Consider the following 13,552-nt stretch of genomic DNA (forward strand, 5'->3'; position numbering starts at 1 on the left):
AGTTGCGCTCCCTCACCCGTCCTTGCGAGGAGCGTAGCGACGAAGCAATCCATTCTTCCTTGCGGTCCTATGGATTGCCGCGCTTCGCTCGCAATGACGGCGGGGCTGCGGTACTCAGTCTGGCCCTCAATAATATCCGAACGCGATCGGGCGGAACGCCTGGAGCAGGTGCTGGTCGACCTTGTCCCCCATCTGCTCCATCATCGCGAACGCCTCGGCGTGGGTATGCTGCAGCCGGTAGGCCCGCTTCTCCACCAGCGCCGCGTAGATATCCATGATCGTCGTCAGCCGCACGATGTCGCTGATCTGGTTATCGTGCAGGCCATTCGGATAGCCTGACCCGTCGAGCATTTCATGATGGTGCAGGACCACGTCCAGCATCTCCGGCGGGAAGCCGCCTTCGGCCGCGAGCGCGTCATAGCCGCGGCGCGGATGCTTGCGCATCTCGGCCATTTCCTCTTCCGTCAGCGGTCCCGGCTTGTCGAGGATGGCCACGGGGATGAACGCCTTGCCGACATCGTGCAACAGGGCGGCCCGCGCCAGGCGGCGCTGGTCGTCCTCGCGCATGCCGAGATGCTGAGCGAAGGCGACGGCAAAGCCGGTGACGAAGAGGCAATGGCGGTAGGTGTCGTTGTGATGGCAGCCGACGGCCGTCAGCCATTCGCGCAACGAAGAGTGCCTGATGGCCTTGAGAATCCTGTTTTCGGCCGCCACGATGTCGCTGAATTTCAGCGGAACCCCCGCCGGAAGCTTCTCGAAGATCTTGACCATCACCGCATGCGCGGCCTCGACGCCCCGGTTCAGGGCCTTGCCGCGATCCGACGCGTCGAATCCATGGCTGTCGGGAAACGCGGCGCGGATGCGCTGCAGAATGGCCTGCGCGTCGAACGGCCGCGATATCGTATCCGTTGCGCCCAGCGCCCAGGCCTGCATCGAGCCGTGATGCAGCGCGTCGGCGAGAACGAACAGCCGCGGCATCGGGCGGTAAGCCTCGGTGCGCAGCTTGTTGCGGATGATCTGGACGCTCTCGGGCGACCGCAGGTTGATGTCGACCACGATGCCGGCGAACTGGCTGGGCTGGTCGGGAATATCCGACGTCGGGACGGTATCGACCTCACCCACCAACTGCAGAATGCTGGCCAGTTCGTTGCTCTGGTCGCTCCGATCCGACGCCAGCAGCAGCCGGCGTTTGGGCGATGACTGGGTGGCTGGGGCTGTCATGGATCCTCGTTGACTGGCGCGGTTGTGACCGACAGCAGAAGCTACCTGACAACGGGTTCCCCGGGGCTTAAGGGGTGTGGTGAATGCCGGGAGATCGCGGACGTTAAATATTTAGCGATCGCGATGGGCATGACGCCCGGCACCGGTCTCTCACCACGTCGTCCCGGCCTCCGAGCCGGGACCCATAATCACCGGCCCGAGTGGTTGAGAGAAGGTCGTCGACCAGCGCACACAATAATGACCGCCGCGGCGTATGGGTCCCGGATCAGCGCTCGCTAGCTCGCTTGTCCGGGACGACGAAACCTATTTTCCGATTCGAATTTCAAACAGCAGATATGCGTTCGCGTTCTCGCGGCACGATTTTGCCCGAGGTTTGCGTGTCGTTGTCCCTCAAACATGAGGGAGCAGGGAATGCCGGATGCGCGCTGCACCCGCGGTCTCGTGTGCAAAATGCACGAAAGAAGACGCACACGAGCATACAGGTTCAGCGGAGGCACTCCGACATTCCCTGCGCAATGGCTTTACGGCTTATAGCGCGCTCTCCCCGGCGATCAGGATTTGTTTGTCACCGTCGCCCCGCGGATTGATGGCTGGCCTGACGCCCGGTTGGGCCGGCTTCGCCTCCGCAAGGACTTGACGCCAACCCAGAGGCTGTCAGGACCACACGACTTCGCCATACGCTTCGGCACCGCTCGTCAGCACGTCCTGTGACCGCTCACGGACCGTAAAGCCCGCCCTGCCATCCCATCGCGCGCACGATGCCGCCGCGTCCACCGCATCCCATCCCAACGTTCGGTGACGATGGCCAACGCCCCTTCCTCGGGGACAGGATGGCGGGAGTCCTAGAAGTGATTTGCCCGACAGAGAAAGCGAAGATTTGCCCGTCGGTTTGATTTGTCGCAGCTACGGCCCAGCAGGAGGAGTGCGAGCGAAGGACCTGCAGGATGGGTTGAGCCGTTAAGCCCATCATGGGCAACTGCGATGATGGTGAAGGCGTGAGTTCTTTTTCACTTGTCGTCCTTGACTACGCCCAACTTGCAGTCGCTGCCCAAGCAGCGTCGAGGCCCGGTGATGGAAACGGTTTGAGCAATCTGGCGCATAGCCGGTAGCCCGATCTTCTCCGGTACGCGACTCTTCATGTCGTCTCTGGTTACCGACATCTCGATATGGGCGTCTGGAAACGACATGCGTCCGACCAGGAAATGGCGCGTATAAGAACCGGGCATTTCGACTGTGCTGTATTGCCATTCGAGGGTGCGGCCGTTGGCGAGCGGCAGCTTGTTGGCATGGGGATCAGGTCTTTTGCCCGCGATGCCCCGGCGGCTGACAAGCAGGTTCGCGCCCGACGGCTTATGGATAAACATCGTAGAACCGTTACTCTTGCTGAACCACTGTAACGACCAGCCATCCGGAAGGGCGTAGGCAATACCCTCCTCCGTCTCGACGGTCTGCCCGGCATCAGCGGCAACCCCATTCGCCAACGCGGTTACGAGTGCCAACAGCAAGATGGCCAGGCAGTGACGCAATCGCATAATCGATGCTCCCATCAGTCCGCCGTGGAGGCCGAGCCTTCCAAAAGTTTACATCTGGATTTGCCCTTGACCGAAATTCTCCAGATGACCCACGAACCGAAGTGAATACTCGCGTTTCTCCAGCCTTCTTGCAACACAGAAGCGAGGTTTGGGCAGTGTCGGTTGGCGGTCATTTTATCTCTGAACCACGCCGGCGATGTCGCTCATGGGTCATTTTAGGAAGTCAGCGGTCGTATCCGGAAGGTCCGTTCCGCCCCCAGCTACGGACATCGTCAGTCCACCGGCTACGAGTAAAAGGCCGTAGGATGGGTGGAGCGCAGCGATACCCATCACTCGACGTGCGCGGGATGTTCGCGAGCGGCCTTCAGGCGTGGAGGCGTGAAGATGGGTTTCGCAACTGCTCAACCCATCCTACGGGCTACGGGCTGGCACAGATGCCCAACGCCGTCATTGCGAGCGCAAGCGAAGCAATCCATCGTGCAGCAAAGGCTCCCTTGCGCAAACGCTTCGCGTTTGTCGCAGGCAATGACGGCTGTTTAGCTTGGTCGTCATAAAAAGATCCGCCGGAAGCAGAGCTCCCGGCGGATCGTTGTCATCGACGACGCAATCTACTTACGCCTTCATATTCGCCTTCACCGCCTCCGCCGTGATCGGCAGCGAGCGGACGCGAGCGCCGCAGGCGTTGAAGATCGCGTTGCCGATCGCGGGCGCGACCACGGTCACCGCGGGCTCACCGACGCCGGTGGCTTTCTCGCCGTTGGCGATGACGTTGACCGCGACTTCCGGCACCTGGGACATCCGCAGCGGCTTGTAGGTGTCGAAGTTGGCCTGCTCGATGCCGCCGTTCTTCAGCGTCGCCTTCTCGTACATCGCAAGCGACAGTCCCCACAGCGCCGCGCCCTCGACCTGGGCGCGGATGTTGTCGGGATGCACCTGGGTGCCGACGTCGGTCGCCACGGTCAGTTTTTTGACCTTGACCTCGCCTGACGGCGAGACCGCGACATGGGCCACGCACGCGGTCCAGCTCGCGGTCGCCCTCTCCTGCGACGAGACGCAGGCGACGCCCATGCCCTCGCCCTTGGGCAGCTGCCTGGTGCCGTAGCCGGCCATGCCCATCGCGGCGAGCAGGGTGTTGCGCAGGCGCTGCGCGCCGCCGTCGTTCTTGCCTTTGCCGTCCAAGAGCGCGATCCGGTATTGCGCGGGATCCTTGCCGGCGGCGTGAGCGAGTTCATCGATCATGCTTTCGACCGCCCAGAAGGTCCAGCCAGGCGCGACCGACCGCAACTGCCCCGACGGGGTGGCGTTGTGCGCCATCTCGTTGAGGATGGCGCGGACGTTGTGATTGGGCACGGAATAGAAGAAATCCGCCCCGTTCACGGTGAACGAATCGAGCGCCCCTTTCTTGTCGACCGACGGCGACAGGAAATCCGGGATGCCCCAGCGCTTGGTCGGCCACGCCGAGACCACGTCGTGGTTCATCGCAATCAGCTTGCCGTCGCCGTCGAGACCGGCCTTGATCTTCTGGAACGTCAGCGGGCGCGAGAAGTCCATGGTCATGTCGTTCTCGCGCGAGTAGATGACCTTGACCGGCTTGCCGACGGCCTTGGCCGCCTGCACCGCGGGCACCATCATGTCGGCGTCGAGACGACGGCCGAAGCCCCCGCCCAGCCACATCTGGTGCATCACGACGAATTTGGGATCGACCCCGGCGGCGCCTGCGGCGATCGCGCCGGAGCGCGTCGCGAACTGGTTGCCGGAATAGATGTGCCAGATATCGCCCTTGAGCTCCGCCGTAGCATTCATCGGTTCCAGCGGCGCATGGATGTTGATGCTGGTGGTGTATTCCGCCTCCAGCACCTTGGCCGCCGTGCCGAAGGCGGCCGCGGTATCGCCGTCCTTGACGAAGAACAGGCCGGAGTCGTCGAGGGCCTGCAACCGCTTGGCCTCGTCGAGCAGCGACTGGCTCGACAGCTTGGCGTTGGGCCCGCTGTCATAGGCGATCTTCAGCGCGTCCGCGGCCTTGCGGGCGTTGGCATAGGTGTTGGCCACCGCCACCACCCAGCCAGTCGTGGTCGCGGTCTTGTCGTCGAGGATGACGGCCTTGATGAAGCCCGGCACCTTCTTCGCCTCGCCGTCGTCGACCGATTTGACGGTGGCGCCGTAGCGAACCGGCGGCGTGACGATCTTGCCGTACACCATGCCCGGCAGCATGACGTCGATGCCGAATTTGGCCGACCCGTTGGTCTTCGAGGGAATATCGAGCTGCGGCACCGAGACGCCGATCATGGTGTACTGGTCGGGCGTCTTGAGCTTGATCGCCTTGAGCTCGTCGGGGGTGAAGGTCTTGGTGATCTTGCCGCTCTTGACGATTTCCGCGAACGTCATCGACTTCTTCGATTTCGGGTGTGAAACGACGGAGTCCCGGACGACCAGTTCGTCCTTGAAATATGGCGGCAGGCCCATCGCCACGGCCGCGGCCTCGGTCAATGCGATGCGCCCCGCCGCGCCCGCGCGGCTCATGGCGTCGAAGTTCATCATCGTGCTCCAGCTGCCGCCGGTGATCTGCGCGCCGAGCACGGGATCGTTGAACTTCGGATCGTTGGACGCGAGCTGAACCCGCATGTCCTTCCAGTTCGAGCCGAGTTCTTCCGCGACGATCTGCGCCATGGTCGAGGCAATGTGCTGGCCCATGTCGGCCTTGCCGCAGGTAACCGTGACCAGCCCGTCCGGCCCGATCGAATACCAGACGCTGGGATCGAAATTGCTCGCTGCGGCCAGCGCCCGATCGGCGCCAAGCAGGCCGGGAACGGCGGAATAGCCGAGCGCGAGACCGGCGGCGGCGGATCCGACCAGGAACGAGCGGCGGCTGAGATCGGCGGCTTCCTGTGAGGCGACTTTCACGTGCGTATTCATGTTGCCCTCCGCTCGGTTCCGGCGTTGGAGGCGGTGCGCATTTCGGAGGCCGCACGCATGATCGCCTTCTGAATCCGCGAATAGGTCATGCAACGGCAGAGATTGCCGTCCATGTGCGCCACCACCTCTTCCTTGCTCGGGTTGGGGTTTCTGGCGAGCAACGAGGCCGCCTGCATGATCTGGCCGGACTGGCAGTAGCCGCATTGCGGAACCTGCTCGGCGATCCAGGCCTTCTGCAGGGGGTGATCGCCCTTGGCGCTGAGGCCCTCGATGGTGGTGATCTTCTTGCCGGCGACGTCGCTGAGCGAAGTCTGGCAGGAGCGCACCGCCTCGCCGTTGACGTGCACGGTGCAGGCGCCGCACAGGCCGGCGCCGCAGCCGAATTTCGTGCCGGTCATCTGCAGCTGTTCGCGGATGGCCCACAGCAGCGGCGTATCGGGAGCCGCCTCGACGGACATATTCCGCCCGTTGATGTTGAGATTAGGCATGGTCTCTTCCCCTGCCGGTGCATGAAGCCGCTTACGGCGGCAACTCACATGTTGGCTTATGGTCTGACACCCACCGGGCCGATGCCGACCTTGGCCGGCAGAATGATCGCGTTCCCATCGGGAGGCAAATGCAATTTGGAATTGAGTGGCGAGAAAATATTTCAGCTCGCCGGTTGTGCGTTGCGGCAACGACCGGTCGCAAATTTGTCGATCAGATCCGCTGCCCACGCCGGCGAGCGCGCCAGCCGCCGCTCCTGGAATTGGGCATTTCCCCTCGGCGAACGGATCGCGCTAGAGTAAGTTCACAAGAGACATTCAGGAAATCGCGATGCCAAAACTCAGACGTGACGGGGTCGAAATCCATTACGAGGTCCACGGCTCCGGTCCGACGCTGTTGCTGACCCATGGCTATTCGTCGACCGGCGAGATGTGGCAGGGCCAGATCGAGGCGCTGTCGAAAAACCACAGGCTCGTGTTGTGGGACATGCGCGGCCACGGCCGGTCCGGCTATCCCGACGACCAGTCCGCCTACAGCGAAGCTGCGACGGTTGCCGACATGGCCGCGCTGCTCGACGAGGTCGGCGCTTCCAGCGCCATCGTCGGCGGGCTTTCGCTCGGCGGGTACATGTCGCTCGCATTCTATCGCGCGCATCCGGAGCGGGTGCGCGCGCTGCTGATCATCGATACCGGACCGGGCTTCAAGAAGGACGATGCCCGCGATGCCTGGAACAGGCGCGCCCACGAAACCGGCGACCGTTTCGAGCGCGAAGGCCTCGACGTGCTGAAATCGTTCAGCCGCGAACGCGCCGATGCGAGCCATCGCGACGCGTCGGGGCTGGCACGCGCCGCGCGCGGCATGCTGACCCAGCGCGACGCCCGCGTGATCGAATCGCTCCCTGACATCAGGGTTCCTTCGCTGGTCGTGGTCGGCGCCGACGACACGCCGTTCCTCGCAGCCTCCGACTACATGGCGGCGAAGATTCCCGGCGCCAGGAAGGTGGTGATCCCGGCCGCCGGCCACGCCGTCAACATCGACCAGCCGCAGGCGTTCATCGAAGCCGTATTGCCGTTCCTCGACAGCCTCGAGGCCAAGGCGGCGCGAGAGGTCGCGTCATGAGGATAATTGTCGCGGCGGCATTGTCGATCGTTGCCGTGCTGGGCGGAACGGCCGTTCCCGCAATGGCGCAGACCCTGCCGCCGACAGGCGGTCCCTACGCGCCGCCCTTTACCGCGACATTGTCGAACAATACGCCGCTGGTGTTCGGCATGGACGCCGAGGATGCGGCGCGGGCTCTCGGCGTCCCGCTCAATTACATCAAGGGCCGGCCGGGTAACGAAATCTACCTGGCGTTCCGCGACTTCGGCGGCAGCGGCTTGTTCCCACACCGCCACCGGCTCTATCTGCAATTCCGTGGCGGCCGGCTGGCCGGCTGGAAGGGCGACTGGGGCCGCAACTGGATGTGGCAATAGCGGACCGGCCGGAGATCTCCCTCCTCTCCTCGCACACCCGCCAACAAGATCAACCCGCAACAAAGGGATGCCCCGTGGGACAAGACATCGAGCTGACGGCTTCGGACCATTTTCAACTCGGCGGCTATCGCGCCGACCCCGCCGGCGCGCCCAAGGCGGCCGTGGTGGTGATCCAGGAGATCTTTGGCGTCAATCACCACATCCGCGCGGTCTGCGACCGTCTCGCGGCCGAGGGCTATGTCGCCATCGCGCCGTCGATCTTCGACCGCACCGAGCGCAATTTCCAGTGCGGCTATTCGCCCGATGAGATTGCGAACGCGCGAAAATTCATCGCCAATCCCGACTGGGCGTCGATGCTGCGCGACACCCAGGCCGCCATCGACGCCGTCAGGAATGTCGGCCCGGTCGGCATCGTCGGCTTCTGCCTCGGCGGCAGCATCGCCTATGCCGCCGCCACCAAGCTGTCAGGCCTGTCGGCGGCGATCGGCTATTATGGCGGCGCCATCGTCCGCTTCGCCGACGACAAGCCTGACGTGCCGACGCAATTGCACTTCGGCGAGAAGGACGCCGGCATCCCCCTCAGCGATGTCGAGACCATCAGGGCCAAGCGGCCCGACGTCGATATCCATGTCTATCCGGGCGCACAGCACGGCTTTCATTGCGACGAGCGGGCAAGCTACGACAAGACCAGCGCCGATATCGCCTGGCCGCGCAGCATGGCGTTCCTCGGTAAGCATTTGCGCTAGTCGTCATTGCCGGGCTTGACCCGGCAATCCATCCTCTTCGAAATGAGTTTGGTCTGCTGGCGCAGACGATGGATGCGCGGATCAAGTCCGCGCATGACAAGTGAGTGGATTCAGAACCAGCGTTCGCCGACCAGCACCGTGTCACCGGCGCTGCGCGCCGGATCACTCGCCTCTGACGCCGGCGGCTTTTGCGACATTGGCCCACCGCGCATGATCGCGGCGCAGCACGGCTTCGAACGTTTCCGCCGAACCACCCACCGGCACCAGATTGAGCGCCTGCAATCCCGCCACGCCCTCGGGAGAAGCGATGATGCGGGCCAGCTCCGCAGAAAGTTTGGCGACGATATCCTTGGGCGTTGCCGCCGGCACGAAGACGCCAACCCAGCCTTCGGCCTCGAAGCCGGGGAAACCGAGTTCGGCGAGCGTCGGCACGTCGGGCAGCTGGCGCTTGCGCGCCTCGCCGCCGACCGCCAGCGCTCTCACCTTGCCCGCGCTCAATTGCGACCCGGCCGTGGTCAGGTCGACGAAGGCCGCCGTTACCTGATTGCCCAGCAAGTCGTTCAGCAGGGGAGCCGAGCCACGATAGGGAACGTGGTTCATGTCGATGTTGGCGGTCTTCTTGAGCAGTTCGCCGTACAGGTGGGACGTCGTTGCATTACCGAATGTGCCGTAGGGCAATTTGCCGGGATTGGCCTTGGCAAGTTCAATCAGCTCCTTCAGCGATTTGACCGGCTGCGCATCGGGAACCGTCAGAACGATCGGCGACAGGGCGACCTGCGTCACCGGGGCCAGATCCTTGAAGACATCATACGGCAGCTTCGAAACGAGGCTCGGCGCCTGGATGAGCTGGGTAATGCCGATCAGCACGGTGTAACCGTCGGGCTGCGCCTTGGCGACGAAATCGTTGCCGATCACGCCGCCGGCGCCGGACTTGTTCTCCACCACCACGGTCTGCTTCCACGCGTCGGACAATTTGGTGGCGAGCAACCGGGCCGAGACATCGGTCGCACCGCCCGCGGGATAGGGTACGACGAACGTAATGCGCCGGTCCGGATAAGACTGCGCCGCCGCTTGCTGCGAGCACGCCGACGAGGCAATCACGGCGACAACAGCCAACACCACCGACGCCTTCGCGGCGCGCACAACCTTATTGAGCGGACGGAGCTTCATCATTTTCTTTCTTTTGATTCGATGGATGGAGATTCTGTGAACAGGAGGCGCAGGGCGCGACTCGTCCGGGTCGGTTAACATGGCCAGGCCACGGTTTGAAGCACGGTTCCAACGCAGCAGGATTGCGCCGACGCGCGCCGAAGATCGTCCGGAGGAGCCTAGAACCAGCGCTCGCCGACCAGCACGGTATCGCCGGGGGCAACCGCGGTGCCGAGCGGCACCACGGTCCGCATCGATCCGGAAGCGTCGGTGTGGGTAAGGGTGACGCGATCGCGGCGGGCGCGCGCCGAGAAGCCGCCGGCGATCGCCACCGCGCTTTCGACACTCATATTGGGCACGTAGGGATATTGGCCGGGGGCCGCGACTTCGCCGAGGATGAAGAACGGCCGGTAGGCTTCGACCTCCACCGCCACCGAGGGCTCGCGGATATAGCCGTTGCGTAGCCTGGCGGCGATCTCGGCGGCGAGACCTGCGGGCGTCCGCCCGCGCGCCGGCACCGCGCCGATCAGCGGCATGGTGATCGAGCCGCCGGCGTCGATCGCGTAGGTGTTGGTGAGACCTTCCTGGCCGTAGACCACGACCCGCAATTTGTCGCCGGCGTCGAGATGATAGGCCGCGTCATAAACCACCGGCGCGGGTGCTGCCGCATAGACGACCGGAACCGGTGCGTAGGCGCGCACGGGCGCCGCGGCAAAGCTCGAGCGAAGCGCGGCGATCGCGCCGCCGCCGGCATCGGCGGCGACGACCGGCGGAGCGGGATTGTTGGGCTGGCCGTAGGCCATGGAATCGAGATCGCCGGGCTGCGCCACCGCGACGGGTCCCTGCGTGCGCATGCAGCCCGTCAGAGCGAGCGCGGTCATGATGGCAGTGATCGGTAATCGAAACGCGCGCGCAACCCGCACCGGAGCCATCCCTCATAGCGAGACAGCTAAAGTCTTGCACCGGTTATGGTTAACAAATGGTTTTTCGGCGGCCGGGGCGGAAAGCCGAAAAACGGCTTTCCGCTGCTGCGATCCCTTCAGGCGCTGACGCCCGCGCCGATCGGACACGACACGCCGGTGCCGCCAAGCCCGCAATAGCCGGCCGGATTCTTGGCCAGATATTGCTGATGATAGTCCTCGGCGAAATAGAACGCGCCTGCAGGTGCGACCTCGGTGGTGATGGTGCCGAGGCCCTTTGCCGTCAACGCATCCTGGTAGACCGCCTTCGACGCATCGACGGCTTTGCGCTGCGCGTCGCCGAAGGTGTAGACCGCGGAACGATACTGGGTGCCGACGTCATTGCCCTGACGCATGCCCTGGGTCGGGTTATGGCTCTCCCAAAACGTCTTCAAGAGCTGCTGGTATGAAATCTTCTTCGGATCGAACACCACCAGCACCGCTTCGGTATGACCGGTGCGGCCCGAGCAAACCTCCTCATAGCCGGGGTTTGGGGTATGCCCCCCGGCATAGCCGACGGCCGTGGTGTAGATGCCATCACCGAGCTCCCAGAACTTGCGCTCCGCGCCCCAGAAGCAGCCGAGCCCGAACACCGCCTGCTCCAGTCCTGCGGGGTAAGGCGGCTGCAGCTGGCGGCCATTGACGAAATGGCTCTTGGCCGTAGGGATCGGCTGCGAACGGCCGGGCAGCGCCTCGGCTGCGTTCGGCAGTGCTGTGGTCTTGCGCATGAAAAACATCGGTCACCTCCCGGCGGAATGCTGAAACGCGTGGGAACAGTGTGCGTCTCTGATATCGTCTCAAGTATAGGCGTTTACGCCGGCGGCCATAGCCTCGTTACGCCGGGGCTGCGAACACAACCGCGGCAACGCCTTCAGCGCCCGCGGGATCAGGTCTCCCAGATCGGCTTTCCGCGGGTCAACTCCGCGAATAGCCGATCAGCGGCTTGCGCGGCCGGAACAGCAGCATCAGGAGAATACCCAGCACGCCCATCACGGCAAATACCGGCTGGTCCAGGATGACCTTGACGACGCTGGTCCAGAGCCAGGGCGCCACGCCCTCGACCCAGGCCCGGAATGCCTGCTGGCTGGACTGATGGATATCGTTCCAGAATTGCCCGAACCGGGTGAATTGCAGGGTCTGGTCGGCCACCCAGCGGGCGCCGTCATAGACCATGAAGATAAATCCGCCGGCCAGCAGCAGCAGCCCCACAAGTCGGAAGAAACCGCGGATCATGCGTCACCTTATCTCTGTCGCGCCCGGAACGCAGTCAGGCATTAACGGGCGCCCCCAGGAAATTCAACACCTTCAGCACCTTATCCGTGCTTCCGCGCCGGGCCCGCCGGCCCGGCCGGGCCCGGAAAGCGTTGACGCTGCCAGGCGCGCCCTCTATAAGACCGGCAATGGCGGCGGGCGCAATCCCGCCGCCGCTGTTCTTTGAGCGGCGCCGTCGTGAGAGCATATTGGCTTTCGAAAACGGCATTCTCGGGAACACTGGAAGACACCCCGCGTCGATCATGCAGTTGAAGGTTTGGCAGGCTCTGGCCCGCTGCGATCGGTCACCGCCGAAGGATATTTGAGAACATGGCCAATACCACTTCCGCCAAGAAGGCGACGCGCAAGATTGCCCGCCGCACCATTATCAACAAGTCGCGCCGCACCCAGATGCGCGGCGCGGTACGTACCGTCGAAGAAGCGATCAAGAGCGGCGACCGCGATGCGGCGCTGAAGGCGATGACGCGCGCGGAACCGGAACTGATGCAGGCAGCGCAGCGCAACATCATTCACAAGAACAACGCGAGCCGAAAAGTCTCGCGGCTCGCGCATCAGATCGCAAAGCTCGCGAAGTAAAACTGATCGAAAACGATATTCGTCAAAGAGCCCGGCCCCGCCGGGCTTTTTCTTTTTCGTACGTGCCGTTCTGCGCAATCGCCTTGGCGAAACTCTTGGGCGTCCCGTAGTTTTACTGGCGCCCTATGTAGGAAGGCAGACTCTGGGAAGTTCGCGAGGGCGAGCGCCGGTTTGATGCAGATCAAGCGATCGGCCACGCTTTTGAAAAAGCAATCGCGACGCCGCGACGCAACGCGAAGCGCTTTGCGGGTTACCCTGTTCCGACGAGCAAAAAAAATGGCGCTTGCGTAGTCACTTATCGGCATAGTGGCGGCAGGTTGTTTGAAAATTCATTTTCGCCTCGCCCAACCTTAAACGAATTATGAATTTATTTGGCGCGGTTGTCAGAAATGTCACAGCGCTTCTGCATTTCGAATCTCCGCACAGATTCAAAACGTTGCCGCCTTCCAGAAAATCTGCCGCGTGATTTCGCAAACGCGAAGCGATCTTTTCGCCTCGCGACGTGAATCATTTTCGTTGCGGGAAACAAGCCATGATGTATCTCTAAGTACGTTCGCGGCGCCCACGGCTCTTCAGACCAGCGCGGTTTAAGAAACGGGGCGGACGTGCAAATCGGCGGCGGTGTGCGCGTTGGCGACGCTTTCCAAGCGATTGTCGGGTAAACCCTCATAGCGATATGGGGAATGTGGATCTGTGTCGAAATTTCTCAAGGCGAGGCACTCGTTGTTTCGCTGGCCTAGAACGAGAGAGAGATACGCACCGGTCAACCGAGCAATGCGCAGGGCGAAGCCTCAGGACGGGTTAAGACAAACGGGCTGAACGAAGCGGTATCGCGTCTGAACGATTTTCGGCTTCAGGCGTTGCCGACTGAATTTGAAACACGCGTAAACTGACAACTCGCCGTGAGCAATCAAGGCGAGAGGGGGAGGCTGTATGCTTAACGGGATCATCGCTGTAGTCGATCAAATGCCAATCTCCACCGATGACGTATTGGCTGCTTTGGACATTGCCTGTACGCGGCCCCCCGCGCGCACTCCGGACAGACCGTCGAGTACGCGCTGACCTCGCGAATACTTCTTTTCCAGCTCTGATTTTGCCAGACGGCGTTTCGCCGAACGGCCGGTCTATGCCTGGAGACGAAGTCTCGCTTGAGGTCACGCCGCGCGGAGCACCCGCACGGCGGTTTCGCTAGCCAAAATTTACTCCCATTAGAAAAGTCGTCGGAA

General features: G+C 63.0%; 12 protein-coding genes. 4 read left to right on the top strand and 8 right to left on the bottom strand.

Annotated features, from left to right (window positions below; translation table 11 throughout):
• Positions 1–126: 126 nt before the first annotated feature.
• The 4 genes from KMZ29_RS26495 to KMZ29_RS26510 form a co-directional block, all read right to left on the bottom strand.
• Positions 127–1,221, bottom strand: a complete 1,095-nt coding sequence (locus tag KMZ29_RS26495; protein WP_215621919.1) for an HD-GYP domain-containing protein — start codon at positions 1,219–1,221, stop codon at positions 127–129.
• A 1,007-nt stretch (positions 1,222–2,228) separates the two neighbouring features.
• The gene (locus tag KMZ29_RS26500; protein ID WP_215621920.1) at positions 2,229–2,753 is read right to left on the bottom strand and encodes a hypothetical protein; all 525 of its coding nucleotides are present in this window, start codon (positions 2,751–2,753) and stop codon (positions 2,229–2,231) included.
• 612 nt (positions 2,754–3,365) lie between these two features.
• Entirely contained in the window at positions 3,366–5,666 is a 2,301-nt protein-coding gene (locus KMZ29_RS26505) for a xanthine dehydrogenase family protein molybdopterin-binding subunit (protein WP_215621921.1), read from the bottom strand.
• Entirely contained in the window at positions 5,663–6,154 is a 492-nt protein-coding gene (locus KMZ29_RS26510; protein ID WP_215621922.1) for a (2Fe-2S)-binding protein, read from the bottom strand. Before KMZ29_RS26510 ends, KMZ29_RS26505 begins: the two co-directional genes overlap by 4 nt.
• Positions 6,155–6,482: 328 nt before the next feature.
• Between KMZ29_RS26510 and KMZ29_RS26515 the strand changes: the two genes are divergently transcribed.
• From KMZ29_RS26515 to KMZ29_RS26525, 3 genes are all read left to right on the top strand, one after another.
• Positions 6,483–7,271 (top strand): alpha/beta fold hydrolase, encoded by a 789-nt coding sequence (locus KMZ29_RS26515; RefSeq protein ID WP_215621923.1) that lies wholly within the window; start codon positions 6,483–6,485, stop codon positions 7,269–7,271.
• Positions 7,272–7,333: 62 nt separating this feature from the next.
• Positions 7,334–7,624, top strand: coding sequence for a hypothetical protein (locus KMZ29_RS26520; RefSeq protein WP_249779981.1), 291 nt, complete (start codon positions 7,334–7,336; stop codon positions 7,622–7,624).
• 74 nt (positions 7,625–7,698) lie between these two features.
• Positions 7,699–8,370, top strand: a complete 672-nt coding sequence (locus KMZ29_RS26525) for a dienelactone hydrolase family protein (protein ID WP_215621924.1) — start codon at positions 7,699–7,701, stop codon at positions 8,368–8,370.
• A 162-nt stretch (positions 8,371–8,532) separates the two neighbouring features.
• Here KMZ29_RS26525 and KMZ29_RS26530 read toward each other — a convergent pair whose 3' ends face one another.
• The 4 genes from KMZ29_RS26530 to KMZ29_RS26545 all read right to left on the bottom strand — a co-directional run bounded on the left by KMZ29_RS26530 (position 8,533) and on the right by KMZ29_RS26545 (position 11,711).
• Positions 8,533–9,543: a Bug family tripartite tricarboxylate transporter substrate binding protein gene (locus KMZ29_RS26530; protein WP_215621925.1), complete on the bottom strand. Its 1,011-nt coding sequence runs from the start codon at positions 9,541–9,543 to the stop codon at positions 8,533–8,535.
• A gap of 155 nt (positions 9,544–9,698) precedes the next feature.
• The gene (locus KMZ29_RS26535) at positions 9,699–10,442 is read right to left on the bottom strand and encodes a polysaccharide biosynthesis/export family protein (RefSeq protein WP_369810058.1); all 744 of its coding nucleotides are present in this window, start codon (positions 10,440–10,442) and stop codon (positions 9,699–9,701) included.
• A gap of 116 nt (positions 10,443–10,558) precedes the next feature.
• The gene (msrA, locus tag KMZ29_RS26540; RefSeq protein WP_215621927.1) at positions 10,559–11,215 is read right to left on the bottom strand and encodes a peptide-methionine (S)-S-oxide reductase MsrA; all 657 of its coding nucleotides are present in this window, start codon (positions 11,213–11,215) and stop codon (positions 10,559–10,561) included.
• A gap of 178 nt (positions 11,216–11,393) precedes the next feature.
• Entirely contained in the window at positions 11,394–11,711 is a 318-nt protein-coding gene (locus KMZ29_RS26545; RefSeq protein ID WP_215621928.1) for a hypothetical protein, read from the bottom strand.
• 348 nt (positions 11,712–12,059) lie between these two features.
• On the opposite strand from KMZ29_RS26545, the gene rpsT reads away from it, so the two are divergent.
• Positions 12,060–12,326: a 30S ribosomal protein S20 gene (gene rpsT / locus KMZ29_RS26550; protein WP_215604133.1), complete on the top strand. Its 267-nt coding sequence runs from the start codon at positions 12,060–12,062 to the stop codon at positions 12,324–12,326.
• Positions 12,327–13,552: the final 1,226 nt, after the last annotated feature.

Source organism: Bradyrhizobium sediminis, assembly GCF_018736085.1.
In the GTDB taxonomy this organism is placed as follows: Bacteria; Pseudomonadota; Alphaproteobacteria; order Rhizobiales; family Xanthobacteraceae; genus Bradyrhizobium; species Bradyrhizobium sediminis.

Bases quoted from the DNA above. Each gene is read 5' to 3' on its own strand.
- KMZ29_RS26495 (WP_215621919.1), bottom strand. From the start codon at position 1,221: ATGACAGCCCCAGCCACCCAGTCATCGCCCAAACGCCGGCTGCTGCTG.
- KMZ29_RS26500 (WP_215621920.1), bottom strand. From the start codon at position 2,753: ATGCGATTGCGTCACTGCCTGGCCATCTTGCTGTTGGCACTCGTAACC.
- KMZ29_RS26505 (WP_215621921.1), bottom strand. From the start codon at position 5,666: ATGAATACGCACGTGAAAGTCGCCTCACAGGAAGCCGCCGATCTCAGC.
- KMZ29_RS26510 (WP_215621922.1), bottom strand. From the start codon at position 6,154: ATGCCTAATCTCAACATCAACGGGCGGAATATGTCCGTCGAGGCGGCT.
- KMZ29_RS26515 (WP_215621923.1), top strand. From the start codon at position 6,483: ATGCCAAAACTCAGACGTGACGGGGTCGAAATCCATTACGAGGTCCAC.
- KMZ29_RS26520 (WP_249779981.1), top strand. From the start codon at position 7,334: ATGGCGCAGACCCTGCCGCCGACAGGCGGTCCCTACGCGCCGCCCTTT.
- KMZ29_RS26530 (WP_215621925.1), bottom strand. From the start codon at position 9,543: ATGATGAAGCTCCGTCCGCTCAATAAGGTTGTGCGCGCCGCGAAGGCG.
- msrA (WP_215621927.1), bottom strand. From the start codon at position 11,215: ATGTTTTTCATGCGCAAGACCACAGCACTGCCGAACGCAGCCGAGGCG.
- KMZ29_RS26545 (WP_215621928.1), bottom strand. From the start codon at position 11,711: ATGATCCGCGGTTTCTTCCGACTTGTGGGGCTGCTGCTGCTGGCCGGC.
- rpsT (WP_215604133.1), top strand. From the start codon at position 12,060: ATGGCCAATACCACTTCCGCCAAGAAGGCGACGCGCAAGATTGCCCGC.